Origin of the sequence: Micromonospora sp. NPDC049240 (genome assembly GCF_040647835.1) — a bacterium.
Lineage (GTDB): Bacteria > Actinomycetota > Actinomycetes > Mycobacteriales > Micromonosporaceae > Micromonospora.
The window spans coordinates 242,015-267,766 of record NZ_JBEZCX010000003.1; the positions used below are offsets into that span (position 1 = coordinate 242,015).

21 protein-coding genes are annotated in these 25,752 nt (G+C 75.1%); all 21 read right to left on the reverse strand.

What is annotated here, in order from left to right; all coding sequences use genetic code 11:
* Positions 1-4 precede the first annotated feature (4 nt).
* The 21 genes from AB0B02_RS06405 to AB0B02_RS06505 all read right to left on the reverse strand — a co-directional run bounded on the left by AB0B02_RS06405 (position 5) and on the right by AB0B02_RS06505 (position 25,748).
* Positions 5-694, reverse strand: a complete 690-nt coding sequence (locus tag AB0B02_RS06405) for a RibD family protein (RefSeq protein ID WP_357297362.1) — start codon at positions 692-694, stop codon at positions 5-7.
* A complete protein-coding gene (ribA, locus tag AB0B02_RS06410; protein WP_281941965.1) occupies positions 691-1,320 on the reverse strand; it encodes a GTP cyclohydrolase II in 630 nt (209 codons plus the stop codon). The genes AB0B02_RS06405 and ribA overlap by 4 nt, the downstream gene beginning before the upstream one ends.
* 66 nt (positions 1,321-1,386) lie before the next feature.
* The gene (locus AB0B02_RS06415; protein WP_281942697.1) at positions 1,387-2,307 is read right to left on the reverse strand and encodes a lysylphosphatidylglycerol synthase domain-containing protein; all 921 of its coding nucleotides are present in this window, start codon (positions 2,305-2,307) and stop codon (positions 1,387-1,389) included.
* A 111-nt stretch (positions 2,308-2,418) separates the two neighbouring features.
* Positions 2,419-3,228 carry a class I SAM-dependent methyltransferase gene (locus tag AB0B02_RS06420; protein WP_357297367.1) on the reverse strand — a complete coding sequence of 270 codons (810 nt, stop codon included), beginning with the start codon at positions 3,226-3,228 and terminating at the stop codon, positions 2,419-2,421.
* The gene (locus AB0B02_RS06425) at positions 3,225-4,262 is read right to left on the reverse strand and encodes a glycosyltransferase family 4 protein (RefSeq protein WP_357297370.1); all 1,038 of its coding nucleotides are present in this window, start codon (positions 4,260-4,262) and stop codon (positions 3,225-3,227) included. The genes AB0B02_RS06420 and AB0B02_RS06425 overlap by 4 nt, the downstream gene beginning before the upstream one ends.
* Before the next feature lie 4 nt (positions 4,263-4,266).
* Positions 4,267-4,665, reverse strand: a complete 399-nt coding sequence (locus AB0B02_RS06430) for a 6-carboxytetrahydropterin synthase (RefSeq protein WP_107157360.1) — start codon at positions 4,663-4,665, stop codon at positions 4,267-4,269.
* A gap of 2 nt (positions 4,666-4,667) precedes the next feature.
* A complete protein-coding gene (locus AB0B02_RS06435; protein ID WP_357297375.1) occupies positions 4,668-5,645 on the reverse strand; it encodes a zinc-binding alcohol dehydrogenase in 978 nt (325 codons plus the stop codon).
* Between the two features lie 94 nt (positions 5,646-5,739).
* On the reverse strand, positions 5,740-6,009 hold the full coding sequence (locus tag AB0B02_RS06440) for a hypothetical protein (protein WP_281941975.1): 270 nt from the start codon (positions 6,007-6,009) through the stop codon (positions 5,740-5,742).
* A 96-nt stretch (positions 6,010-6,105) separates the two neighbouring features.
* Positions 6,106-8,298 (reverse strand): heavy metal translocating P-type ATPase, encoded by a 2,193-nt coding sequence (locus AB0B02_RS06445; protein WP_357297379.1) that lies wholly within the window; start codon positions 8,296-8,298, stop codon positions 6,106-6,108.
* Positions 8,298-8,669 (reverse strand): DUF1622 domain-containing protein, encoded by a 372-nt coding sequence (locus AB0B02_RS06450; RefSeq protein WP_281941979.1) that lies wholly within the window; start codon positions 8,667-8,669, stop codon positions 8,298-8,300. Before AB0B02_RS06450 ends, AB0B02_RS06445 begins: the two co-directional genes overlap by 1 nt.
* Before the next feature lie 133 nt (positions 8,670-8,802).
* A complete protein-coding gene (locus AB0B02_RS06455) occupies positions 8,803-10,188 on the reverse strand; it encodes a cellulose binding domain-containing protein (RefSeq protein WP_357297387.1) in 1,386 nt (461 codons plus the stop codon).
* A gap of 20 nt (positions 10,189-10,208) precedes the next feature.
* Positions 10,209-11,609 carry a pectinesterase family protein gene (locus AB0B02_RS06460; protein ID WP_281941983.1) on the reverse strand — a complete coding sequence of 467 codons (1,401 nt, stop codon included), beginning with the start codon at positions 11,607-11,609 and terminating at the stop codon, positions 10,209-10,211.
* Positions 11,610-11,783: 174 nt separating this feature from the next.
* Positions 11,784-13,910 carry a sigma-70 family RNA polymerase sigma factor gene (locus AB0B02_RS06465; protein WP_357297390.1) on the reverse strand — a complete coding sequence of 709 codons (2,127 nt, stop codon included), beginning with the start codon at positions 13,908-13,910 and terminating at the stop codon, positions 11,784-11,786.
* A 103-nt stretch (positions 13,911-14,013) separates the two neighbouring features.
* Entirely contained in the window at positions 14,014-14,679 is a 666-nt protein-coding gene (locus AB0B02_RS06470) for a TcmI family type II polyketide cyclase (protein ID WP_281941985.1), read from the reverse strand.
* A 36-nt stretch (positions 14,680-14,715) separates the two neighbouring features.
* On the reverse strand, positions 14,716-15,942 hold the full coding sequence (locus AB0B02_RS06475; RefSeq protein WP_281941987.1) for a cytochrome P450: 1,227 nt from the start codon (positions 15,940-15,942) through the stop codon (positions 14,716-14,718).
* The gene (locus AB0B02_RS06480; RefSeq protein ID WP_357297395.1) at positions 15,939-16,259 is read right to left on the reverse strand and encodes an antibiotic biosynthesis monooxygenase family protein; all 321 of its coding nucleotides are present in this window, start codon (positions 16,257-16,259) and stop codon (positions 15,939-15,941) included. Before AB0B02_RS06480 ends, AB0B02_RS06475 begins: the two co-directional genes overlap by 4 nt.
* Positions 16,256-18,523, reverse strand: coding sequence for an FAD-dependent monooxygenase (locus AB0B02_RS06485; protein WP_357297399.1), 2,268 nt, complete (start codon positions 18,521-18,523; stop codon positions 16,256-16,258). The genes AB0B02_RS06480 and AB0B02_RS06485 overlap by 4 nt, the downstream gene beginning before the upstream one ends.
* Positions 18,524-18,672: 149 nt before the next feature.
* On the reverse strand, positions 18,673-19,818 hold the full coding sequence (locus AB0B02_RS06490; RefSeq protein ID WP_281941991.1) for a glycosyl hydrolase: 1,146 nt from the start codon (positions 19,816-19,818) through the stop codon (positions 18,673-18,675).
* Positions 19,812-21,671 (reverse strand): glycosyltransferase family 2 protein, encoded by a 1,860-nt coding sequence (locus AB0B02_RS06495; RefSeq protein WP_357297404.1) that lies wholly within the window; start codon positions 21,669-21,671, stop codon positions 19,812-19,814. The genes AB0B02_RS06490 and AB0B02_RS06495 overlap by 7 nt, the downstream gene beginning before the upstream one ends.
* Before the next feature lie 79 nt (positions 21,672-21,750).
* A complete protein-coding gene (locus tag AB0B02_RS06500) occupies positions 21,751-23,256 on the reverse strand; it encodes a glycosyltransferase family 39 protein (protein WP_357297407.1) in 1,506 nt (501 codons plus the stop codon).
* Positions 23,257-23,438: 182 nt separating this feature from the next.
* Complete coding sequence (locus AB0B02_RS06505) at positions 23,439-25,748, reverse strand: glycoside hydrolase family 3 N-terminal domain-containing protein (protein WP_281941994.1); 2,310 nt, start codon at positions 25,746-25,748, stop codon at positions 23,439-23,441.
* Between the last annotated feature and the right edge of the window lie 4 nt (positions 25,749-25,752).

The following is a 25,752-nucleotide window of genomic DNA, read 5'->3' on the forward strand; positions in this document are numbered from 1 at the left end:
TTGGTCAGGCCCGGCAGCGGTCGGAGAGCGCGTAGCGCGTCAACACCACGTCGCCGATCTGGCGCACCTCGACCACCCGGGCCCGGCGACCCGGGTGCCACGGGAAGCGGCCCTCCCCGACGAACCGGGGGGCCCGGCCGTCCCCCACGAAGAACGGCGCGACCACCAGGTGCAGCTCGTCGGCGAGCCCGGCGGTGAGGAACTGGCGGTGCATGGTGCCGCCGCCCTCCACCATCAACCGGCCGACCCCGCGCCCGGCCAGGTCGGCGACGACCGCCTCCGGGGTGACCGGCTCGCCGGCGTCCACCACGGTGGCCACCGCGCCGACCTGCTCCCGGGCCTTGTCGACCACCCCGCTCGGGCAGTAGACCAGCTTGACGCCGTCGCCGACGGTGAAGAAGCGGGCCACCGGGTCGAGGTCGCCGCTGCCGGTGACCGTCACCTTCACCGGGGACGGGGGCAGGCCCCGGGCCACCCGGTCGGCACGCCGCCGATCGCTGCGTACCAGCAACCGGGGGTCGTCGCGGCGGACCGTGGCCGCGCCCACCATGATCGCGTCGCACCCGGCCCGCGTCGCGTCGACCCGGTCCAGGTCGTCGTCGTTGGAGAGCAGCAGCCGCTCGGTGGTCGCGTCGTCGATGTAACCGTCGATCGACATCGCGCAGCTCAGCAGCACGTACGGGCGGGTGGTCACGGCACGAACGGCAGGTCGAGGGCGTGGTCGGCGCGGGTGACCTTGGCCGCCAGGTAGTCGGCGTTCGCCGGGGACAGGTGCACGCCGGTGACCACCCGGTCGGCCACCGCGACGCCCAGCCCTTCGAGTTGTGCCGCCTTGTCCGGGTTGTTGCTCAGCAGGGCCACCCGGTCCACGCCCAGCGCGGTGAGCATCTGCGCGGCCACCGTGTAGTCCCGCTCGTCGGCGCCCCGGCCGAGCGCCAGGTTCGCCTCGTACGTGTCCAGGCCGTCGTCCTGGAGGGCGTACGCGTCGAGCTTGGCGTACAGGCCGATGCCCCGCCCCTCCTGACGCAGGTAGAGCAGGTAGCCGCCGGCCTCGGCGATCCGCTCGACCGCCTCGCGCAACTGCGGGCCGCAGTCGCAGCGCTGGCTGCCGAACACGTCACCGGTCAGGCACTCGCTGTGCGGGCGGACCAGCGGCGGGTCGGCGTCGGCGTACCCGCCGAGCCCGAACGCCAGGTGCTCCCGGCCGTCCACCAGGCCGTGGAACGTGTGCACCAGGGCGGTGGTGGCGTATCCGTCGGGGAACCGAAGCGGGACCGTGACCCGGGTCCGGACCGTCGCGCTGGGCAGGGATTCGTCCATGGTTCTCCTCCGTCCGGTCGCCGGGCTGACCGACGACTCACACCTCGCACCTCACCGTATGCGGGATCACCGACAGTTGCCGGTCGGGTGCAACAGCAGCACCACGGCACCGGGCAGGCTGGCCACCAGGACCAGCGCGCCGTAGACGGTGCCGGTGGCGACGCCCTGGGCCGCGGTCAGGCCGGCCGCCGCGAACGCCCAGGCGGCGACGCCCTCGCGCGGCCCGAAGCCGCCCACGTTGAGCGGCAGGGCCATGGCCAGCAGGGCGAGCAGGGTCAGCGGCAGCAGGCGGGACAGTGGCGCGTCCGCCCCGGCGGTGCGGGCGGCCACCACGAACGTGGCCAGGTGGCCGGCGAACACCACGGTCGAGGCGATCACCACGCCGGCCCAGGTCCGCCGCGCCAGCAGCCCGGCGCGGACGTCGGCCAGCGCGGTACGCGCCAGCCGGGCGAGACGGGACGCCCCGGAACGCGGCACCGCACGGGCCACCAGCACCAGCGCCACCACGGTCACCGCCCCGACAGCGGCCAACGCCGGCAGGTACCGGCGGACCGGGGACGGGAACGCGGCCAGCACCGCCACCGCGATGACGACCTGCACCACCTGGCCGGCGGCACGCTCCCAGACCACCGCGCGGACCCCCCGGGCCACGTCCCCGGCGTCCCGGCCGTGCCGGACCGCCCGGTGCACGTCGCCGAGCACACCGCCGGGCAGCGTGGAGTTGAGGAAGATCGCCCGGTAGCAGTGCGCCACCGCGGCGCGCATCGGCAGCCGTACGCCCAGCCCGCCGGCCACCAGCGACCAGCGCCAGGCGCCGCTCACGGTGGTGACCACGCCGATGCCGAGCGCGGCGGCCAGCGCCGGCGCGTCGATCAGCCGCAGCCCGGCCAGGAACGGACCGGTGCCGACGAAGGCGACCAGCGCGGCGAGCACGGCCAGCCCGGCGGCCGGCCGCAACCAGGCCCGGCGGGTCCAGGCCCAGCGCACCCGGGCCGGACGCGGCCGGACCGGTACGGGCACGGGCGCGGCGACGGCGACATGTGACAAACGGTCCTCCCTCGTTCCCACCGGATGTCACGTGTCGGCGGGCCGTACGGTTCAGCCGGCGAGCAGGTCGGCGTGGTGCAGCACCACCTCGACCCGGCCGGCGGCGGCCTCGGCGAGCCGCCACTCGGTATACGCCCGCGCGGGGCCGTTCAGATGCGGTCGCTCCTCGACGGCCGCGTCCACCCAGCCGGTCAGCCACTCGGCGGTCAGCGCGGCCTGCTCCGGCCCGAGCCGCCACGGGGTGGACCGCACCGCCACCTCGACGCCGTGCCGACCGAACGCGGCCACCGTGGCGGCCACCGCTTCCGGCCCGAGCAGGGCCCGCCCGTCGACGGTCCGCCGCTGGTGGGCGTTGAACGCGTCGGCCAGCTCGGCGTCGAGCGGATCCGCCGGGGTGAACTCCGCACGGCCGGACACGGTGAGCGCGAACAGCGTCGGGTGACCGGCGCAGGCGGCCACCATCCGGTCGACCTCCTCGGCGGTGAGCATGTCCAGCAGCGCCGACGCGGTGACCAGGTGGGCGTCGGCCAGGTCGGCGCGGGTCAGCCGGGTGATGTCCGAGCCGCGGGTGGTCACCGTGACCGCCGCGCCGTCGGCGGCGGTGAGCCCGCCGCCGGTGGCCAGCGCCAGCAGGTGCGGGTCACGTTCGTGCAGCACCCAGCGCTGCGGGCCGGGCAGCCGGGGGGCGAGCCAGCGGGCCATCGACCCGGTGCCGCTGCCCAGGTCGTGCACCACCAGCGGGCGTCCGGCGGGCAGCCGGTCGCGGACCGCGTCGGCCAGCTCGACCGAGCGGGCGGCCGCGTCGGCGGGCTCGCGCAGTCGCAGCCAGTCCGCGAAGTCGGGCGGGAGTGAGGTGGTCATGCCGCGGTCGCCTCCTTGAGCGCCGTCGCCAGCCGGTCCACGGTGACCGGCCAGCCGGTGAGGGTGTGCCGCCGCTGCCGGGCGGCGCGGCGCAGCCGGTCCCGCAGGGCGGGGTCGGTGAGCCAGCGGCGCAACGCGTCGGCGGTCGGAACCGGGTCGTCCGGTGGCACCAGCAGGCCGGGCCGGTCGCCGCCGGGGGCGTGCCCGAGCGTGGCCGGCAGGCCGCCGGTGTCGCTGGCCAGCACCGGTACGCCCCGGGCCAACGCCTCGGTCACCACCATGCCGTACGTCTCCCGCCGGGAGGGCTGGACCAGCAGATCGGCGGCGGCGTACGCGGCGGCCAGCTCCGGTGCGGCGCGCGGGCCGGTCAGCCGGACCCGGTCGGCCAGCCCGGCCCCGGTCAGCCACCGGCGCAGCCGGGTCACGAACGCCGGGTCCCGGTCGAGCGGGCCGATCCAGTCGCAGGTCCAGTCCAGGTCGGCGACCCCGGCGAGCGCGGCGGCCAGCACGTCGTGGCCCTTGACCGGAGTGACCGCCGCGACGCAGAGCAGGCGCCCGCCGGCGGGCGTGCCGGGGGCGACCGGCGCCGGCTCGACGCCGGGCGGCGCGACCGTCACCCGAGCGGGGTCGAGGGGGTAGCGGTCGAGCAGCCGCCGGCGGGTCCACTCGCTGGTGGCGACCACCCCGGTCGCCGCCCCGAGGGCCCGCCGTTCGGCCTCGTCCTCGATCGGCAGGTGCACCAGCACCACCAGGCGCAGTCGCGCGGCGTGCGGGGCGAGCACGTCCGGCACGGTCGAGGCGACCAGGCCGTCGAGCAGCACGGTCGCGCCGCCGGGCAGCCCGGCGAGCAGCCCGGCCAGCGCGGATCGTTCCCGGTCCCCCGGGTGCGGCCAGCGGCCCGGCACCTGGTGCTCGCGCACGGTCCAGCCGAGCGCCGCCAGCCCACGGCAGACATGCCGGTCATAGGCGTTGCCGCCGCTGGGGTTCGCCGGGTCGTCGATGTCGCCCGGCAGCACCACGTGGACGGCGGTCATCCGGTCACAGCGGCCGTTCGTAGCTCGCCCAGGCGACGTGCGACTCGTGCAGCGTGACGGTGATCCCGGCCAGACCCCGCGCCCCCTCCCCCAGCCGGCCGGCGTGCACCGCGTCGGCGAGCCGGTCGGCGACGGTGCGGGCCAGCACCTCGGTGGTGGTGTTCACCCCGGCGAAGGCCGGCTCGTCGTCCAGGTTGCGGTAGGTCAGCTCGCCGAGCACGGCCTTGAGCTGCTCGGTGGCCAGACCGATGTCGACCACGATCCCGTCGGCGTCCAGCTCCGCCCGGCGGAACGTGGCGTCGACGACGAAGGTGGCGCCGTGCAGCCGCTGGGCCGGGCCGAACACCTCGCCGCGGAAGCTGTGGGCGACCATCATGTGGTCCCGGACGGTCACGCTGAACACGTTCACTCCTCGCCGTAGGTGATGAGATGACAGAGCGCCGGGAGCCGGCCCGAGGCGAGCCGGTCCAGCACGTCGGGCAGGTCGGTGAAGCGGGACCGGCCGGTGAGCAGCGCGTCGAAGGCCGGGTCGGTCAGCAGGTCCAGGGCGACGGCGAGCCGGTCGGCGTAGCTGCGGTCGGCCCGCCGGGGCGAGACGGTGCCGACCTGGCTGCTGCGGATCGCGAGCCGCCGGGAGTGGAACGCGCCGCCCAGGGCGAGGGTGACCGGGCGGTCGCCGTACCAGCTCAGCTCCAGCACGGTGCCCTCCGGGCGGAGCAGCTCCAGGCCGCGTTGCAGCCCGTCGGCGCTGGCGCTGGCGTGCACCACCAGGTCGCGCCCCCCGGTCGCGTCGGCGGGCAGGGCGAAGTCGACCCCGAGCGCCTCGGCGACCCCGGCCTTGCCCGGGTCGGCGTCGACCAGCTCGACCCGGACGCCCGGGAAGCGGGCCAGCAGCGCGGTCACGCTGCACCCGACCATGCCACCGCCGATCACGGTGACCCGGTCCCCGACCAGCGGCGCGGCGTCCCAGAGCGCGTTCACCGCGGTCTCCACGGTGCCGGCCAGCACCGCCCGGGCCGCCGGCACGCCGTCCGGCACGACCACCACCGATCCGGCCGGGACCACGTACGCGCTCTGGTGCGGGTACAGGCAGAACACGGTGCGCCCGCGCAGCTCCGCCGGGCCGGCCTCGACCGTGCCGACGTTGAGGTAGCCGTACTTGACCGGCGCCGGGAAGTCGCCGGACTGGAACGGCGCGCGCATGGCGGCGTGCTGGTCGGCGGGGACCCGGCCGGTGAAGACCAGCGTCTCGGTGCCCCGGCTGACGCCGGTGAACCGGGTGCGGACCAGCACCTCACCGTCGCCGGGCGGGTCGAGGCGGACCGGCCGGATCTCGCCCTCGCCAGGCGCGCGGAGCCAGAACGCGTGGGCGTCGACGGTCACGAATCCTCCTCGTTCTCCGCATTCCGGCCGGGTTGTCGATCATAGACACGGAAGCGGGACGACCCGGGTTCGAACCGCCCGGCCCACCGGCCGTTCAGGCGGCCCGCCGCCGCTCCCCGGCCGGCCGGGTGTCCGACTCGGCGCGGCGGCCGGCGTCCCCGGCCAGGCGCATCGCCCGGCGGGCGGCGTTCAGCGGCTCGCAGGGTGCCGGCGCACCGGCGCAGAGCAGGCTGGCGCACCGGCCGTCGGCGTCCGACCGGTGCGCGGCGGCCACGTCGTACGCGCTGCGCCACAGCAACGGGTCGGTGACGCCGCGTGGCAGGACGGCGTCCTGACTGGACCTGGTCCGGATCGTGTCGGGCACCGGTGTTCCCCTTCCCTCGTCACTCCCGGTGTCAGTGACCCGGTGAGTCGACATCAAACCTCTCACCCGTGCGCAGGTGCCGGCCAGCAATACATCTCACGTCCCGGTCGGCGCGAGCCGGACCCGGCGCAGCAGTTGAGCGTTGAGCGCCACCACGATGGTGGAGGCGGACATCAGCACCGCGCCGACCGCCGGGCTGAGCGCCACACCGGCCCCGGCCAGCACACCGGCGGCGAGTGGAATGGCGACCACGTTGTAGCCGGCCGCCCACGCCAGGTTCTGCCGCATCTTGCGGTACGACGCCCGGGACAGCCGGATCACCCCGCCGACGCCGCGCGGGTCGGAGCCGGCGAGCACCACCCCGGCGGACTCGATCGCCACGTCGGTGCCGGCGCCGATGGCCACCCCGACGTCGGCGCGGGCCAGGGCCGGGGCGTCGTTGACGCCGTCGCCGACCATGGCCACGGTCAGCCCGCGCGCCTGCAGGTCGGCGACCGCCTTGTCCTTGTCGGCCGGCAGCACCTCGGCGAAGACCTCGTCGACGCCGGGCCGGAAGCCGAGATCGGCGGCGACCGCCCCGGCCACCGGGCGGGCGTCGCCGGTGATCATCACGATCTTGCGTACGCCCAGCTCACGCAGCTCGGCCACGGCGGCCCGCGCCTCCGGTCGGACGCGGTCCTCAAGCGCGAACGCGGCGGTCACCTCGGGGCCGGGTCCGGCCGGCAGCCGGACCAGGTGCAGCACCGCCGCGCCCCGCCGGGACCAGTCCGCCGCGGCCCGGGCCAGGTCGTCGGGCACCGCGGCGTCCAGCTCGCGCAGCAGCGCCGGACCGCCCACCGCCCAGTCGACGCCGTCCACCGTGGCTCGCACGCCGCGACCGGCGAGCGCGCGGAAGCCGTGCGCGGCCGGGCGCCCCGGACCCGGATCGGCGGCGTCCGGACCGGGTGGGCCCGCGTCCCCGGCGGCCGGACCGGGCGGGCCCGCGTCCCCGGCGGCCGGACCGGGCGGGCCCGCGTCCCCGGCGGCCGGATCCGGCGCGGCCGCGTCGGCGGCGGCCGGACCGGGTGGGCCCGCGTCGGCGGCGGCCGGGCGGATGGACCGCGCGTCGGCGGCGGCGACGAGCGCCCGGGCGAGCGGGTGCTCGCTGTCGGCCTCCACCGCGCCGGCGAGGCCCAGCGCGGCGTCGCGGTCCAGACCGCCGGTGGCGACCACCCCGGTGACGGTGTGCCGACCGGTGGTGAGCGTGCCGGTCTTGTCGAACAGGACGGTGTCGACGGTGCGCATCCGCTCCAGCGCCAGCCGGTCCTTCACCAGGATGCCGGCGCGCGCGGAGAGCGCGGTGGAGAGCGCCACCACCAGCGGAATGGCCAGCCCGAGGGCGTGCGGGCAGGCGATCACCAGCACGGTCACGGTCCGCACCACGGCCTGGTCGGTGTCGCCGAGCAGGAGCCAGACCACGAAGGTGACCAGGCCGGCGGTCGCCGCCAGGTAGAACAGCAGCGCGGCGAACCGGTCGGCGAGCACCTGCGCGCGCCCGCCGGAGGACTGCGCCTCGGCGACCAGCCGGCCGATGCCGGCCAGCGCGGTGTCCGCGCCAACCGCGTCGACGCGTACCCGCAGGGTGGCGTCGGTGGCCACGGTGCCGGCGACCACCCGGTCCCCGGCGGCGCGGGGCACCGGCCGGGACTCCCCCGTGATCATCGACTCGTCCAGCTCGGCCGCGCCCTCGACGATCCGGCCGTCGGCCGGCACCCGACCGCCGGGGCGGACCAGCACCAGGTCACCCACCCGCAGCTCGGCGACGGGCACCGGCTGCGGCCGGCCGGTCCCGTCCAGGCGCTCGGCGTCGTCGGGCAGCAGGGCGGCCAGCGCGCCCAGCGCGCCGCGCGCCTGCCCGACCGCCCGCATCTCCTGCCAGTGGCCGAGCAGCATGATGGTGACCAGCGCGGCCAGCTCCCACCAGAAGTCCAGGTCGAACACGCCGAGGCTGGTGGCCACCGAGGCGAGGTACGCCACCACGATCGCCATGGAGATCAGCAGCATCATGCCGGGCGCGCGGTCGCGCAGCTCGCGCAGACCGCCGGCCAGGAACGGCCAGCCGCCGTAGCCGAAGACGACCGTGCCGAGCACCGGGCCCACCCAGCGCACGCCCGGGACGGCCAGCGAGTAGCCGAACCAGTCCATCACCATGTGGCTGGTGAGGACGATCGGCACGGTCAACGCCAGGCTCAGCCAGAACCGGTGGCGGAACTGCTCCGGGTCGTGCCCGGCGTGGTGCGCGTGGCCCATCAGTCGGCACCCGCCTGCCCGGCCCGCGGGAGCTTGCCCTGCCAGGGCCAGCGGCCGTCCAGCTCCACCTCCAGCGAGAAGCTGAGGAACGTGCGGACCGCCACGATCAACGCCAGCACGCCCACGCTGGTGAAGGTGGGCGACACCGCGACCGTACGGATGATGTCGCCGCCGACCAGGAACTCCAGGCCGAGCAGGATGGCCCGGCCGACCCCCTGCCGGTACGCCCGGTAGTGCGCCACCACCTGCCGGGTACGACCGCAGCGCGCCGCGAACACCACCGTGGCGACAGTGACGCCCACCGCGATGACCAGCACCCCGGTCAGGTCCAGCAACGCGCCGATGTGCTGGATGATCTCCTTGGTCGGCACCCGACACCTCCGTCCGCCTCAGCCTGGCGTATCCGGCGGGGGCGGCGAGCGGGTTTGCGCGACCCGGCAGCCGGTGGGGGACGTCGGCCGGGGCGGTGGGTCCGGTGGACCGCACCGCCCCGGCCGGCGGCCCTCACTGGCCGATGGCGGCCTGGGGTCCGGCGTAGGTCCGGACGAGGTTCGGGACCTGGTCGGCGGCGTCGAGCCGGTAGCTGTAGAAGCTCGACGGGGTGAAGGCGGACCCACCGGTCTCCCGCTGGCCGGTGCAGCTCACGCAGACGCTGCCGGTCTGGCGCAGCTCGGCGGTGTCGTCGCGGTAGTAGGGATCCTTGACGGTGTCGTAGTAGGTGTTCTCGATGACCATCCTGGTGGCGCCGCGGGAGTAGTTGCCGTAGCCGCGGACGTTCTGCATGTAGTTGTTGTAGAGGTGGGCGTACCGCACGTTGTCGGTGCTGGGGTTGCGCACGTTGGTGTCGTGGATCCAGTTGTGGTGGATGGTGATGCGGGCGGTGACGTTGGTGGTCCAGCCGATGCCGAACGCCTTGTTGCCCTCGGCGATGACGTTCCAGGACACGGTCAGGTTGGTGGTGTCCTTACGGCTGTCGATGAGGCCGTCGTTCATCCGCACGATCTGGTTGTGGTCGATCCAGATCCGGTCGGCGGTGTCCATCTGGATGCCGTCGTAGTCGAAGTCCTTGTCGTCCGGGTCGTCGGAGGTCATCCGGGTGTCGCGGATGGTGAGGTTGCGGATGATGACGTTGCTGGTGCCGGTGCCGAGGTTGAAGCCGCCGTTGACGATCTGGCCGTTCCTGCCGACGCCGACGATGGTCTTGTCGGACCTGACCGGGATCTCCCTGCCGTACGGGGTGATCGTGACGGCCGCGCCGACCCGGATCACGTACGGCGTGCTGGCGGCGGCGTAGCGCTCCAGGTCGGCCTGGTTGGTGACGGTGACCGTGGTGCCACCGGCCCCACCGGTGGTGCCGGCCGCCCCGGCGAACCCGTCCGGCGCGTTCGGGTACGGCCCACTCGACGGCGGTGTGGTCGACGGTGGCGCGGTGGGGGTCGGGCCGGGCACGCCGGTCGTCGGGGTGACCCCGCCGGTGCAGGCGGTGCCGTTGAGCGTGAACGCCGTCGGCGCCGGGTTGGTGACGCCACGCGAGCCGGTGAAGCCGAACGAGACGCTGCCGCCGGTCGGCACCGCGGCGTTGTAGCCGACATCGGTCGCGGTGACGCTCGACGTACCGGTCGGGATCGTCGCGTTCCATGCCTGGCTCACCTGCTGGCCGGCGGGGAACGTCCAGGCCAGCCGCCAGCCGGTGAGCGCGTCGCCCAGGTTGGTGACCGTCACGTCGGCGTTGAAGCCACCGCTCCACTCGCTGGACACCCGGTAGTCGACCCGGCAGCCGGCCGCCGCCTGCGCGGTGACCGCGGTGACCGCGCCGGCCACGGCGAGCGCCGCGGTGGCGCCCAGCACCAGGCCGGTACGCCAGGACCGGCGCGGCATCGGGTGCGTCATGTCCCTCCCCCGGGTGGTGCTCACAGCGGGTTCCAGCCGTCGGTGCCGGCCAGGTACTTCTGCGGCGTGTAGTTCGCCGCCTGGGCGTCGCTGAGCTGGGGGCGGTTGCTGTTGACGGTCGCGCCGGCGCCGGTGTTGCGGTATTCGGAGAAGCGGGCGTTCTGCCAGGTGGCGTCGCCCATGTTGGTCCACGGCTGGCTGATCTTGATGGTGTTGCTGAGCGTGGACTCGCGGTAGAGGACCTGCGCGCCCTGGCCCCAGGGGCGGCCGAGCGTGGTGTTGTTGGTGCCGGTGCCGGTGACGGTGGACCGGTAGATCAGGAAGCCGTAGGTCTTGGCGGGGTCGGTTCGGGCGGCGGTGATGGCGCTGCCGGTGGAGCGCTTCTCGTGGATGGTGGAGGCGTTGATGACGACGGTGCCGTCGCCGAAGATGAAGTCGGTGGTGCCCTCGATGTAGGAGTTGACCACGTAGGCGCGGGTGCGCGCGTTGACCAGGAAGGTGTCCTGGTCACCGAGGAGCCGCACGTTGCGCAGCACGGCCCGGTCGGCGTTGAGGTGCAACGCGACGGCCTGCTGGTTGACGGTCGAGGAGTTCTCGTCGAAGTCGTTGGCGACGGTCAGGTTCTCCGCGACGAAGTTGGCGCCGTCGACGAACATGCTGGCGCTGGCGAAGGTGCCGTTGCTGGCGGCCGAGTTGTTGTAGACGATCGTGGTGTTCGACGGGGACGAGCCGAGCCCCTGGAAGGTGATGTTCGGCTTGTTCGCCGGCACGCGTACCACCTGCCGGTAGGTGCCGGGCTTGATGGTGATGACCCGGCGGGTGGTGTTGTTCGCCGGCACCGCGTCCACCGCCTCCTGCACGGTGCGGTAGCTGCCGCTGCCGTCCGCGGCCACCGTCGGCGTGCCGGCCGGCGGCGGGGTGGTCGGCGGCGGGGTGGTCGGCGGCGGGGTGGTCGGCCCGGAGGTCGGCGTCGGGGTCGGGGTCGGCGTGGGGGTGGACGAGCCGGCACAGGCGACGCCGTTGAGCGTGAACGCGGTCGGGCTCGGGTTGGTGGTGCCGGTCGAGGCGCCGTTGAAGCCGACCTCGACGCTCGCGCCGGCGGCGATGGTCGCGTTCCAGTCGACGTTGGTGGCGACGACGGCCGCGCCGGACGAACCGGCGGTGAAGCCCCACGCCTGTGTGACGGTCTGCCCGGCCGGGAACGTCCAGCCGAGACGCCAGCCGGTGAGCGTGTCACCGAGGTTACGGATGGTGATGGCCGCGCTGAAGCCGCCGGACCACTGCGCGGTGACCCGGTAGTCGACCTGGCAGCCCGCGGCAGCCTGGGACGGGCCGGCGGTGGCGACGCCCACGGCGGCGATGGCGGTGGTGACGAGCACGGCGAGCACGGTGGCCGTCCGTCGTCGGAGGAGGATTCTCACGGTTCTCCCGGGGGGTTCGGTGCGGATGCGGTGTGGTCTCCCCGACCGTCACCGCCAGCGGCTGGCGGCGGCCCGCACGGCAGGGAGCGGTGCCCGGAACGGGTGCTGCCCGGCGACCCCGTCAGCACACAGACGGGCCACCACGACCGCGGCAACGGTTTTCCGGCGGATTTCTCAGGAGGCGGTCAGGTCGGCGCCGATGCCGGTGCCGGTGCCGAGGTAGCGGGTGGACGGCAGCGTCCCGTCCGGCCGGCGCGGTCCCTCGGCCGCACCCGGGTCGGTCGACCGCAGCCGTACGGCGGTCCCGCCGTCCCAGGAGTTGCCGGCGGTGTCCGCGGCGCCACGCGCCGGTGCGGCGTTCCCCACGGCCAGGTTCCGGCGCGCGGTGGCCCCGCCGTCGGCCAGGTCGAAGCCGACACCGCCGTTACCGAACGCGGTGTTGCCGGTGAGGTCGATCGGACCGGTGTTGGCCTCCACGCCGAACCCGTGTCCCCGGTTGCCCCAGGCCGCGTTCCCCCGCACCCGGTGCCCGACCGGGATCGACTCACCGCCGCCGAGGGTGAAGCCACATCCGTTGCTGTCCCAGTCGGCCACGTCCCAGCGGTCCTGCCCGTTGCCGTAGGACCAGTTCCGCTCCACCGTCACCGGGTCCGCGAACCCGCCCAGGTCGACGCCGTCGTCGGCGTTGTGGAAGGCCCGGTTGCCGCGCAGCACGTTCCCGGCGCCGGCCCCGAACTTGACCGCCAGCCCGATCCCGGAGCCGCCCGGGTCCGCCGGGTCGTAGCTGCGGAAGAAGTCGCTGTCGAGCACCTGGTTGTCGACCGTCCCCGGGTCGCGCAGCGTCAGACCGGAGCGGACGTTGTCGTGCATGGAGAGCCGGCGGAACACGGTGTGGGCGCAGGACCGGCAGACCCAGGCGTGGCTGCGGGAGCCGCGTACCTCGAGATCCTGCACGGTCCACCACGCGGTCCGCTGGGTGACCGCCCACCTGTCGGCGGGGATCGCGGCGGCGTCGAGCACCGGCCGCTCCGACCGGTAGGCGCCGAGCACGATACGCCGGTCCGCGGTGCCGTCGGTGGTGATGGTCACCGGCTCGGTCATCCGGTAGGTGCCACCGCGCAGCGCGATGGTCTGGCCGGGCCGGACCACCTCGACCGCCCGGCCCAGCGTGGCGAACGGACGGCGGAGGCTGCCGTCGCCGTCGTCGTGGCCGTCCGGTGCGACGACGATGTCGGCGTCGATGACGCCGGTGAGCGCCCGCGACGGCCGAGGCGTCGGGGTGTCGCCCGGCGGTCCCGACGGCGCGGGCGGGGCCGACGGGCCGCCGTACGCCGGGATCGTCGGCGCGGCGGCCACCACGCCGTCGCGCCCGTCCGGGGTGTGAAGCACGGCGGGCACGAGGCCACCGACCGCCAGGATCGCGACCGTGCCCGCCGCGACCGCGGCCTTGTGCGACAGCAGGCTCCGCAGGCCGCCCGCCACGCCGGACACGGCGGCCGACGCCGTCGGCGCGACCGCCCGGGCCTCGACCGCCAGGCGCAGCCCGGCCGGCACCGCCAGCCCGGCCAGGACGGGCAGCACCTGCTCCGGCGTGGTCCGACGTCCACCGGCCGCGAGGCACGCCGGGCAGGCGAACACGTGCCGGCCCAGCCGCTTGCGCCACAGCGGGACGAGCACCCCGTCCCAGCCCCGCGCGGTGCGGGCCAGCTCGGGGCAGCGCGGCCGGGCCCGCCACGCGGCCAGCACCGTGTACGCCTGCGCGAGCCGGGTGCGCATCCGCTGGATCCGGACCGCCGCGTGTGCCGGGCCGACCGCCAGCGCCTCGGCCAGGTCGGCCCGGCTCAGCTCGCCGTTGAGCTCCTGCCACCACAGCGTGAGCACCTCGCGGTCGTCGGTGTCGAGCCAGGCGACGGCGGCGAGCACGTCCCGCCGCTCGGCGTCCCGCTCCGCCCCGGCCAGCACCTCGCCGGCCACGTCCACGGCCGGGTCCGGCGCGTCCGCGTACGGGTCCAACGGCACCTGCCGGGCGACGACCCGCCGGCGGGCGTGCTCCCGCACCTGGCGGATGGCGATGGTGACCAGCCAGGCCCGGAAGCGTTCCGGTTCGCGCAGCGCGGGCAGCCGCTCGACCACCCGCAGCATGACCTCCTGCACCACGTCGTCGACGTCGGCGTGCCCGGCCAACGCGCGGCCGACCACGTTGTAGACGAGCGGCAGGTGGGCGGCGAGCAACGCGGTGAGCGCGCCCCGGTCACCTCGACGCGCGGCCGTCACCAGGTCGACGTCCGCCTCCGCGGTCACCGCGCACCGCCCTCCGGCCCCCGCGGGATCCCGACCGTCGGCGATCGTGGGAGCGCGCCCAAGAGGCTGGCACAGCGTTACCGGCTTGTAAACTCCACCCGGCTCAGTCCTGCGCGCGCCAGCGGTAGAAGACGGTGGCCACCTGGTCCTGCGGGCCGTGGCAGAGGTCCGGCCGGTACGGCTCGACGTACGGGCCGAGCTCCCGCCGCACCCTGTCGAACGTCGGCGTGTCGGCGTGCTGGTCGCGGGTGGCCTCGGCGGCCGAGGACTCCTGCTCCAGCAGGTGCACGTAGACGTCGTCGATCGAGTAGAGCCAGCGCCCGGTGACGCCCAGCTCGGCCGGGAGCGACCCGGCGTCGGACTCGGCGAACACCCGGGCCACGTCCGGCTCGGCGCCCGGCTTGATCCGTCCGACGATCACGGTCAGCGTGGTGTCGTCCGGCGGCTCCCCCTCCGGCGCCCAGTGGTAGAACTCCTTGGCCACCGAGTCCGACGGGTTCTTCCAGTACCGCGGGTACGGCGTCACGTACGGGCCGATCTCCTCGGCGATCTTCTGGAACGCGGGCAGCCCGCGGGTCTGCCCGGAGATCCTCGGGTCCTGCTCGCGCTCGATCACGTGCAGGTACAGGTCGTGGTGCGACAGCAGGTACCGGCCGACGACGCCGAGGTCCTGCGGTCGGGTGATCTGGTCGTAGTGGCCGAAGACGTTGCCGACGATCTCGTCGCTGCCGGGGACCATGTGGCAGACGATCACGTTCCGGAAGACCATGACGTGCTCCTTGGCTGGGTGGGCGGGCTAGGCGGGCTAGGCGGAGAAGGTGACCGGCAGTTCCAGCAGGCCACGGAAGGGCGAGGCGGCGGGCAGTCGGCGTACCTCGGCGAGCGGCACGGCGAGCCGCAGCCCGGGCAGCCGCCGCAGCAGCGCGGAGAGCGCGAGCAGCGCCTCCATCCGGGCCAGCGAGACGCCCAGGCAGTAGTGCACGCCGTGGCCGAAGCCGAGGTGCGGCCCCCGGACCCGGCGCAGGTCGAGCCGGTCCGGGTCGGCGAAGTGGGCCGGGTCGTGGTTCGCCGCGTTGATCGCCACCCCGACGATCGAGCCGCGCGGGATGCGTACCCCCTGGTACTCGACGTCCTCGGTGGTGACGCGCGGGCTGGCCACCGGCAGCGGGCCGTCGAACCGCAGCAGCTCCTCGATCGCGGTGGGCAGCAGGCGCGGCGTGCTGCGCAGCAGCGCCAACTGCTCCGGGTGGGTGAGCAGGGCAAGCACCGCGTTGCCGAGGAAGTCGGCGGTGGTCTGGTGGCCGGCGAACAGCAGCAGGAACGTGGTGGTCACCAGCTCCGCCTCGGACAGCGTCCGGTCCCGGTCGACGGCCCGCGCCAGCGCGCCGATGATGTCGTCGGCCGGGTCGCCCCGCTTGGCCCGGACCAGCTCGGTCAGGTAGTCGTGCAGCCGCGCCTGGGCCTCCTGCACCGCCGCGCGTTCCTCCTCCGGCGGCCGGCGGGTCGAGCCGGAGGTGCGGATGACCTGCGTCCAGTCGAGCACCCGGTCGTGGTCGGCCGGTGGCACGCCGAGCAGCTCGCAGATGACCGTCATCGGCAGCGGGATGGCGAAGTCCCGCATCAGGTCCGCCTCGCCGCGCGGCACGATCTTGTCGAGCAGGGAGTCGACGACGGTGGCCACCCGGGGTCGCAGCGCCTCGATCCGCCGGGGCGCGAACGCCTGCGACACCACGCGGCGCAGCCGGGTGTGCTCGGGCGGGTCGGAGTTGAGCATGTTGCGGTTCAGCCCCTCCGAGTTCGGGCCGAAGATCCGCAGGAAGTGCCGGTCCGGTCCGTAGAGGTCCTTGGACAGCCGCGGGTCGGTCAACGCCGCACGCGCGTCGTCGAAGCGGGTGATCAACCACGAGTCGAAGCGCGGCGACCCCACCGGGCAGACCGGCCGCTGCGCGCGCAGCCGGGCGAAGGTGGGATAGGGGTCGGCCGCGAACGCGTCCGTGTACAGCTCGCCGGCGGGCACCACGTCGTCGGTCATCGGGCCTCCCCCGTCTCGCCGGCCACGCTGTGCAGCACCTGGTAGGTGTGCCGCTCCGCGGACTCGCGCAGCTCCCGGACCACGCGCAGCAGCCGGTCCCGGTGCGCGCTGCGGCCGAACGCGTCCAGCCGCTCCCGGTCGGCCCAGTCGCTGATCACCAGATAGACCCGCGGGTCGTCGGCGTCGCGGACCAGGTCCTGGTGCAGGCAGCCGTCGAGCGTGCGGATCTCCTCGGCGGCGGTCCGCCACTCCGTCTCGAACCGCTCCTCGCAGCCCTCCCGGGTGCGCATCGCCAGCACCGTCCGGACCCGGCTCATCGGACACCGCCGAACACCAGGCACAGGTGCTTGCGGAGCGTGTCGGCGTCGACCGGGGCGCCCCGGAACCCGACGTGCCCGTCCGGGCGGATCAGATAGAGCCCGGTGCCGGCCAGGCCGTACCCGGCGCGGAACCGCCGGTCGGCGTCGCGCAGCACCGGCGGGTCGGCCAGGTGCGGCTCGGCGACGTCCGGGTCGAGCAACAGGTACGCGTCCAGCTCCCCGCCGGCCTGCCGCCGCGCGTCGGCGCAGAGGTCGGCGAACCCGGCCAGCTCCGCCGCGTCGGCCGTGGCATCGGCGTAGAGCAGCAGCGTGTGCCCGGTGCCCCGGGTCAGGTCCCGCAACCGCAGCGGGTGCCCGACGCCGCGCCGCCGCAGCCCCTCGACGTCCGGCGCGCGGTCGCCGGGGCGGGGCGCGTCGCCGAGCGCGGCCGGGTCGGCGACGGTCTCCCCGACCAGCGGGCTGCCGGCGTAGCTGAGCAGCAGGGACATCTCCTGGAGGAACTGCCGTTCCAGGTCGGCGCGGTCCACCTCCTCGGTGCCCGCCATCCGCACCGCGCGGCCGACGATCTCCTCGCCCTCCGGCCGCCGCTCCGCCTCGTAGCTGTCCAGCAGCCCGGGGGCGGCGCGCCCGCGTACCGCCAGGGCCAGCTTCCAGGCCAGGTTCCAGGCGTCCTGGATGCCGGTGTTCATGCCCTGGCCGCCGGCCGGTGGGTGCAGGTGGGCGGCGTCGCCGGCGACGAAGACCCGACCCTGCCGGTAGCGGTCGACGATGCCGTGACTGATCCGGAACACCGACGACCAGCGCAGGTTCGACGCCCGGGTCCCGGGCGGGGCGAGCCGGTCGAGGGCGGCCTGCACGTCGTCGAGCGTCGGCGAGGCGAGTTCCTCGCTGAACCCGGGCGGGGCGTCCCGACCGCCGGTCTGCGCGAAGAACCGGGGCGGGGCGAGGGTGGCGATCCGGTACCGGCGCTCGCCGCGCAGCGGGACGCAGACCAGCATTCCGTCCATCTGTCCGTCGGTGGTGTGCAGGAACCGCAGCAGGTGCCCGTCCGGCATGTCCCAGTCCACGTCGACGTCGACGAGCATGAACAGTTGCGGGAAGCGGCCGAGCCCGCCGGTGAAGGTGAGGCCGAGCCGTTCCCGGACCCGGCTGTGCGCGCCGTCGCAGCCGATCAGGTACGCCGCGCGGACGGTCTCGGTGCCGCCGTCGGCGGTGCGGACGGTGGCGGTGACGCCGTCCGCGTCCTGGGTGAAGTCGACCAGTTCGGCGCCGCGCCGGGGGCGCACCCCGAGCGTGGCCAGCCGCTCGGTGAGGATCCGCTCGGTCTCGTACTGCGGCAGGCCGAGGTGGGCGTACGGCAGGCCGGGCAGCTCCCAGCTCATCCGGTGCGTCTGCACGCCGTTGACGAAGACCATGTTGCCGGTGAGCCAGATGCCGGCGTCCATCGCCTCCCGGACGACGCCCTGCTCCTCCCAGATCTCCATGGTGCGGCAGTGCACGCCGATCGCCTTGTCGGCCTGGTCGGGCGGGGTCGCCAGCCGGTCGATCACCCGGCAGTCGAGGCCGCGCCGGGCCAGCTCGACGGCGGCGGTGAGCCCGGTGGGGCCCGCCCCGACCACCAGTACGTCAGTTGTCCTCTGCACGTCGGCCTCCCTGACCGTGGTGTGGTGTCGCCGGTCGTCCGCGTCGGGCACGACGTGGAAGAGACGGCGTCGGATGTCGAGGAGGAACGGGGCGATCGGCCCGGCCTGCGCCGAGGCGTGCGCCGGGTCGGCGATCCAGTCGAGGAACTCGGCCGCGCCGTCCCATTCGGCGAAGATGTGGTGCACGTCCGACCCGGGTTCGCGGAACAGCCGTTCCCGCCGGTAGCCCGGCACGGCCGCCATCCGCCGCACCACCTCGGGGTAGCCCCGGTGGAACTCGGCGAGGCGGGCGCCCGGCACGATCAGCTCCACGTCGACGTAGACCGGCCCGGCCCCGTCGACGTCCTCGGTCATCGTCGGGTAGGCGGGCGGGCCGGCCGGCTCGGTCAGCGGCCGGAGCAGCTCGGTCAGGCGCGCCGCCACCGGCCCGTCCCGGTACGCGCGCAGCGCCGCCTCGTCGACCCACTCGGTGACCACGACGAACCCGTACGGGTCCAGGGCGTCGCGCAGCAGCTCGCGCCGGAGGCTGCCGGACGCTGCGCTGACCTGGCCGGCGACGGTCTCCCAGGCCGGCCCGACGGCGGGTTCGCAGCCGGGGCGCGCGCGTCTGAAGAGCATCGTCCTGACCATGCCGCCCCCTCGCGCCGTGCCGCCTCGTGCCGCGACCCTGCCGGAGTCCGCGTCACCCGGTCGTCACCGGCGCACCGGGCGGTGTCTGCGTGCGGTGACGCCGTCGGGACGCCACCCTCCCCCGGCGCGGGCCGGGCTCAGGGCCCGGCGCGTGGCCGCGACAAGGGCGACCAGGTCACGTCGTACCGGTCGGTGGCGACCGCCTCGGCGAACGCCGCCGCAGCAGCCGGCGAACCGGCGATCCGCCAGTCCTGTTCCTTGTCCACCTCGAACCAGATCAGCCCGATCAGGTTCGGGTAGCGCGGCAGCGAGGCGAACGTCTCCCGGATCCACCGGGCCTTGTGTCCGCTGCTCTCGGCGGCAGCGGTCTCGGTGACGACGAGCGGCTTGCGGGTCATCGCGCGGATCTCCGCGACGGTAGGCCCGAAGATCTGGTCGAAGGACGAGTAGGTCTTCGTGAAGGCGCCCATGCCGTAGTAGCCGGTGACGCCCACCCAGTCGACGTAGTCGTCGCCGGGGTAGAGACCGGTCAGCCCGGCGGTCGTCTTGTCCCACCTGGCGTTCGGGCTCCACACCCAGGTGACGTTCGTGGCGCCGGCCGCGGCGAAGACGTCGTGCACGTGCCGCCAGGCGCGCACGTAGTCGCCCGGGTGGTTGCCGTTGGCCCGCTCGCTCCACGGGTACCAGTCGCCGTTCATCTCGTGCGCGAACCGGATGGCGATCGGGTAGCCCAGCGTCCGCACCCCCTCGGCCCAGGAGCGCAGATAGCCGTCGAAGTGGCCGGCGGTGATGCGGGCCAGCCGGTAGGCCGGTTGGGTGGACCGCAGCCGGTCGACCTGGCGGGCCGGCAGGCCGGTGTCCCGGGCCGCCTCGTCGACGGCGTGGTCCCAGGGCTCCCAGCCCAGCATCGGCATCATGCCCCGGTCGGCGATCCGGTCGAACAGGGCGCGGTCGAAGGTGGCCGACGCCCAGGACGTGCCGAAGAGCATCACCTGCGGCGCCCGTCCCACGGCGGTGGTGTACCGGTCCACGGCGGTGAGGTCGTAGGGGCCCTTGTCGGTCATCACCCCGACGAACGCCCGGCCGGCCGGCGGGAACACCCCGGTGGCGGAAGGGGACGCGGTGGTCGCGGGGGCGTCGGCCAGCGACGCGGCCCGGGGCGGGGCCGGCGCGGGGCCCGGCGCCGTGTCGTGCCGGAGGCCGGGCGCCACCACGAAGGCGTACGCCAGCAGGAGCACGCCGGCCAGCGCCAGGCCGACCCGGGGCACGGTCAACCTCAGCACGGCGCTCCCTCGCGGACCGGCCTCGGCCGCTCGGGCGCCGGCGCCGGCTCGTCCCGGCGGGCGCGCGCGTTCTCCGCCCAGGCGATCAGCGGCGGCGCGAGCCCGGTGACCAGCGTCAACGCCGGCCAGACCCGCAGCAGCGGGTGGTCGTGGTCCAGCACGAAGCTGGCCCCGAGCAGGCCGGCGGCGGCCGCCGCCCAGCAGAGGTGCAGCCGGAAGGTACGCGGCGACTCGGCGGTGCGCAGTGTCCCCTTGGCGGTCACCACGAAGCCGAGCCGACGGCGCAGCACCGTGCCCACGGCCGCGGCCAGGTAGACCGGCCCGGCGAACAACGCGAGCGCCATGCCGACCATGCCCACCTCCTCCCGCTCGTGCGGAGCGATGTTGAAGCGGCGCAGCCAGAGCCAGAGCAGGAACCAGGTGCCGATCGTCGAGCCCCACAGCGTGCCCCACACCTGCGGGTCGAGCCGGCCCGCGTCGATGCCGGTGAGCAGGTACAGCGCGGTGGCCGCGTTGCCCAGCAGCAGGCTGACCGCCACGCTCGGGTAGTAGAACTGGAGCAGGCGGTACTGCCAGCGGCGGCGTGACGGCAGCTCACGCGGCGCGCGCAGCTCGCGGCGGAGCAGGATCTCGCAGATGCCGGCCGCCCAGCGGCGCTGCTGGTTGAAGTAGTCGGCCCAGGAGGTCGGCCCCTCCCCCAGCGCCACCACGTCCGGGGTGTAGACGCCCTTCCACCGACGGCCGGTGGTCGGGTTGACGGCGGCGTGGATCCGGATGCTGGTGAGGTGGTCCTCGATGATCGAGTCCTGGTAGCCGCCGACGGTCCGCCACGCCGCCGGCCGGTAGAGGTGCCCGGTGCCGGTGAGCAGCGGCGCGTCCAGCCCGTTGCCGCCCCGGGCGATCAGGCCGTTGTAGAGGTACTGCTGCACCGACGCGCCGTGGGCGACGAAGTTCTGGTGCATGTTGCCGTACACCTGGGGGGTCACCACGAACGCGACGTCGGGGTCGCGGAAGTAGCCGAGCGTCCGTTCCAGGAAGTGCGGCAGCGGCACGTGGTCCGGGTCCACGTTGGCCACCACGTCGTAGCGGTGCTCGTGCTCGGCCCGCCAGGCGTTGTGGTTGCCGGACTTGGTCCGGGCCCGGAACTCGCCGCGCGGCTGGTTGTACTCCGGCCGCCCCCGGCGGGTGAAGTGCCGGACGCCCAGCCGCGCCGCCATCGCCCGCACCGCCGGGTCGTCGCCCTCGTCGAGGATCCACACGTCGACCCGCCCGCAGTAGACGATCTCCCGGAGCCGGCGCAGCGTCCGCTCCGCGACGTCGAGCGGCTCCTTGCTCGGCACGATCGTGGTGAGCAGCGCCACCCGCAGGCCGACCGGCGGATCGACCGGCACCGGATCCTTGGCGTGGAAGGCGAACACCCACACCACCACGTTCTGCGCCAGCCGGATCAGCTCGACGCCGACGACCACGCAGAACGCGAGCCGGGCGGCGAGCGTCGACCAGCCGCCCGGCCCGACGACGCCCGCTCCGGGCACGTGCTGCGGCAGCAGCAGCCAGCCGACGAGGAGCAGGCCGGCGGCGCTGTTGACGAGCACCAGCAGGGTGAGCACCGCCCGCGCGGCGACCGAGGCGGCGGGACGGAGTTCGACGGGCGCGTCGGGGCGTCGAGGTGGGCGCAGCGGGCCGGCGGTGGCGCCGCAGCGCGCGTACGCCAGGCGGGCCCGGATGTTGCGCTGCCGGCGGTCGGTCCCCGGCGGGACGGGCCGCCCGGGCGGGACGCCCGACCGAGCGCGGTCACCCGACGGCGCCGGCCGGGTGGCGCGGGACAGGCGTGTATCAGCGGCGACAGCCACATTTCCCCCATGGTCTGCATCGGGCTCGCCAGGAACCCGGACCGATGCTAAGCAGACAACCAGGTGGAAAAGGCGCGAATCAGGGCGATGTCCGCCGTTGGTCGGTCAGCAGGACCACCGTGAACCCGGCGGGCCGCCAGACCTGCGCCGGCCGGTACCCGACCCGCAGGGCCCGCGCCGCCGCGCCGTCGCCGTCCCCGGGCGCCCACCCGACGGTCGGGTGACCGGGCTGGATCAGCCACAGCCGGCGCGGGGCCACGTCGCACCCGCCACAGTCGGGACCCGGCCGGGTGGCGAACACGTCGACCGACCGGGTGGCGAGCACGTCGACCGGGCGGCGGTCGGCGGGCACGTACCGGGCCACCAGCGTCCGCGCCGCCGGGTCGCCGTAGAGCACGCCGTCCCCGCGCCGCCCCAGCCCGTCGACGATCGCCGCGACCCGGCGGGGGTCCTGGCCGTGCCCGTCCGGCCCCCGCACGGCCGCCTGGGCCGGCGCGCCCACCAGCGCGACCGCCGCCAGCCCCGCGACCGCCCCGTGGGCCCGCAGCCGGGACAGCGCCACCGCGGCGAGCACCGCCCAGGCCGGCACCGTGAAGAGCAGGCCGGCCGGCGACCAGACCGGGACCACCCGCGCCACCAGCAGCAGCCCGAGCGCCGGGACCAACGCCCACGCGGTGCAGATCGCGGCGGCGTACCGGAGCGGGAGACTGAACAGCGCCAACCCGGCCAGCACCGCACCCAGCACGGTGACGCCGAACAGCTCCCGGGGGGTGGCCGCCAGCGCGCCCGGATCGACGCGGACGCCGGGCGGCAGCAACCCGCCGTCGACCCGCGCGCCGGACCGGAGCAACGCCGCGACGACGAGCAGGCCCGGCAGCACCGCGGCCAGCCAGCGACCGGCCGTCGCGCGCCGGAACGCCAGCACCACCCAACCGTGGCCGGCGAGCAGCAGCACCGCCCCGGCCTGACACAGGCCGAGCAGGACCACCGCGCCGGCGTACGCCGCGAGCCGCCGCGCGGTCGGCCGGTCCAGGACCGGCAGCAGCAGCCAGGTGGCGAGCACGGCGGCGAACAGCGCCGACGCGTGCGGTTGGGCCTCCTGCGCGTACCGGGTCGCGGACGGCAGCACCGCGAACAGCGCGCCGGCCAGCACCCCCGTACCGGGCGCGAACATCCGCGCGGCCAGCGCGCCGACCAGCGCCGCGGCCGCGGTCATCGCCAGCAGCGACGGTACGCGCAGCGCGACGTCGCCCGCGCCGAACAGCTCCGCCCAGCCGCGCATCAGCAGGTGGTACGGCGCCAGCGTCCGGTCCCCGGCCCACACGTCACGCCACGGGGAGGTGGCGGCGCGCCAGGTCGCCAGCTCCTCGGTCCGCAGCCCCGGCGTCCCGAGCCCGGCCCCGCCGAGCCCGCCGGTCAGCAGCGCCGGCAGCAGCCAGGCGGCGATCCGCCACCGGGTGGCGCCGGCCGTCACGCGGGCGGCGGCCCGGCGCGGGCGTGGTGACCGGTCCTCTCCCCACGGGTCCTCGACGCCGCCGTCGGCCGGCCCGAGCCGGGGCAGGACCATGGTGTCCGCGTCCATCATCGTGACTCACGCATCCCCTGCGGCCCGGCACCAGGAGCCCACCTTGCGAGGGCTGAACGACGTCCGGAGCCTACGGAGTGCAAAACCGACGTAGGGTCGTTTTCCGGCGAATTACCCCACCGCGGGGACGTGCGGTGGGCCGGGCCGCCGGTCGTCCCCGTGGACGACCGGCGGCCCGGAGGTCAGCTCAGTTCCGTGGTCGTCCAGCGCGCGGACGCGTTGGTCACCGGGACCGTGGGCCCGGTGAGCGTGGTGGACGCCCCCGCGTCCCGCCGCACGCTCGTGCCGACCCACACCTCGACCTCGCCGGGCTCCACCACCCGGGTGAGCGTGCGGTCGGAGAACGCCAGGCGGGTGGTGGGCACCGTCAACGCGACGGTGACCGACTCCCCCGGCTCCAGACGGACCCGCCGGTAGCCCAGCAACTGCGCCACCGGCCGGGTCACCGAGGCCACCACGTCGCGGCCGTAGAGCTGGACCACGTCGTCGCCGGCGACCGCGCCGGTGTTGGTCACCCGCACCGTGACGCGCAGCGCGCCGTCGGTCGGCACGGTGGCCGGCACGGCGAGATCGGTGTACGCGAACGTGGTGTACGACAGGCCGTGCCCGAACGGCGCCACCGGCGTCGCCGGCAGGTTGGTGCCGTTGCTGCCCTCACCCAGCGTCGGGTGCAGATAGGAGTACGGCTGCGCGCCGGCCGAGCCGGGCAGGCTGACCGGGAGCCGGCCCGACGGGTTGACCCGCCCGGAGAGCACGGCGGCGATCGCGCCGGCGCCCTCCTCGCCGGGGAAGAACGCCTGCACCACGGCCGCGCAGCGGGACAGCGCCCAGCCGACCGCGTACGGCCGGCCGGTGAGCAGCACCAGGACCACCGGCGTCCCGGTCGCCAGGACCGCCTCGACCAGTTCCCGCTGGACGCCGGGCAGCTCCAGGTCGTCCCGGTCGCAGCCCTCCCCGACCGTGCCACGCCCGAAGAGACCGGCGTGGTCGCCGACGACCAGGACGGCGACGTCGGCAGCGGACGCGGTGGCGACCGCCTCGTCGAAACCGGACCGGTCGTCGCTGTCCACGTCGCAACCGCCGGCCCAGGTGACGAGGTCCGGGCCGAACTCGCCGCGCACCGCGTCGAGGACGGTCGGCACCTCGATGCCGGTCTCCACGCCGGCATGCTGGACGAGCACGTGGTTGAGGAAGGAGTAACACCCGAAGAGCGCGCCCTGCCGGTCCGCGTTCGGGCCCACGACCGCCACCCGCCGGCCCGGAGCCAACGGAAGCACGCCCTGGTTGGCGACCAGGACGACCGACTCCTCGGCGAGTCGGCGGGCGATCGACCGGTGCTCCGGCGGATCGAGGTCGATCACGCGGGGCGGCTCGTCGTCGAACGTGGCGTCGAGCAGCCCGAGGTCCCGCTTCTGGCGCAGGACGCGCAGCACCGCACGGTCGACGAGCGCCTCGTCGACGGCGCCGGTCCGCACCGACTCCCGCAGCGTCAGGTAGGCGTCGCCGGTGGGCAGCTCGATGTCGAGGCCGGCGGCGAGCGCCTGCGCGGCCGCGTCCGCGTTGTCGGCCGCCACGTGGTGCAGCAGGTTCAGGAAGGCGACCGCGTAGTAGTCGGCGACCACGGTGCCGTCGAAGCCCCAGCGGTCCCGCAGCACGCCGGTCAGCATCGTCGGATCGGCGGCCACCGGCACGCCGTCGATCTCGGCGTACGAGTGCATGACGCTGCGCGCGTCGCCGTCGAGGATCGCCATCTCGAACGGCGGCAGCAGCACGTCGGCCAGCTCCCGGGGGCCGGCGTGCACCGGCGCGAAGTTCCGCCCGGCGCGCGACGCGGAATAGCCGGCGAAGTGCTTCAACGTGGCGTGCACGCCCTGCGACTGCAACCCCCGCACGTACGACGTGCCGATGGTGCCGACCAGGTAGGGGTCCTCGGCGATGCACTCGTCGACCCGCCCCCACCGCGGGTCCCGGATCACGTCCAGTACCGGGGACAGGCCCTGGTGGATGCCGAGCGCCCGCATCGAGGCCCCGATCGCCGCCGCCATCTCGGTGACAAGATCGGGATCACACGCGGCGCCCCAGGCCAGCGGCGTCGGGAAGGTCGCCGCCTTCCACGCCGCCAGGCCGGTCAGGCACTCCTCGTGCACCAGCGCCGGGATGCCCAGCCGGGTGCCGGTCACCAGGTCCCGCTGGAACTTCCACAGCCAGGCCGCGCGGGCCACGGCGTCGACCGGGCGGGTGCCGTAGGCGCGGGTGAGGTGACCCAGCCCGTGCCGGGAGAAGTCCTCCAGCCGGCCGGTGTCGGCGAACTCGCCCTGCAGGGGCGCGACCGCCTCGCCGTCCTCCTTCTCCCAGAACCCGACGAGCTGCGCGATCTTCTCGTCGAGCGTCATCCGGCCGAGCAGCTCGCGTACGCGTGTCTCGCCGGCCTGCCCGTCCCGGCGCTGCTGGGCCGGCGCCGGCCCGTCCACCACCGCGTGGACCTCTGTCATGGTG

Excerpts from the sequence above, each read along its gene's own strand:
- AB0B02_RS06470 (WP_281941985.1), bottom strand. The coding sequence starts at position 14,679 with ATGGTCTTCCGGAACGTGATCGTCTGCCACATGGTCCCCGGCAGCGAC.
- AB0B02_RS06500 (WP_357297407.1), bottom strand. The coding sequence starts at position 23,256 with ATGATGGACGCGGACACCATGGTCCTGCCCCGGCTCGGGCCGGCCGAC.
- AB0B02_RS06420 (WP_357297367.1), bottom strand. The coding sequence starts at position 3,228 with ATGACCACCTCACTCCCGCCCGACTTCGCGGACTGGCTGCGACTGCGC.
- AB0B02_RS06445 (WP_357297379.1), bottom strand. The coding sequence starts at position 8,298 with ATGGGCCACGCGCACCACGCCGGGCACGACCCGGAGCAGTTCCGCCAC.
- AB0B02_RS06480 (WP_357297395.1), bottom strand. The coding sequence starts at position 16,259 with ATGAGCCGGGTCCGGACGGTGCTGGCGATGCGCACCCGGGAGGGCTGC.
- AB0B02_RS06455 (WP_357297387.1), bottom strand. The coding sequence starts at position 10,188 with ATGACGCACCCGATGCCGCGCCGGTCCTGGCGTACCGGCCTGGTGCTG.
- AB0B02_RS06505 (WP_281941994.1), bottom strand. The coding sequence starts at position 25,748 with ATGACAGAGGTCCACGCGGTGGTGGACGGGCCGGCGCCGGCCCAGCAG.
- AB0B02_RS06485 (WP_357297399.1), bottom strand. The coding sequence starts at position 18,523 with ATGCTCTTCAGACGCGCGCGCCCCGGCTGCGAACCCGCCGTCGGGCCG.
- AB0B02_RS06425 (WP_357297370.1), bottom strand. The coding sequence starts at position 4,262 with ATGACCGCCGTCCACGTGGTGCTGCCGGGCGACATCGACGACCCGGCG.
- ribA (WP_281941965.1), bottom strand. The coding sequence starts at position 1,320 with ATGGACGAATCCCTGCCCAGCGCGACGGTCCGGACCCGGGTCACGGTC.
- AB0B02_RS06475 (WP_281941987.1), bottom strand. The coding sequence starts at position 15,942 with ATGACCGACGACGTGGTGCCCGCCGGCGAGCTGTACACGGACGCGTTC.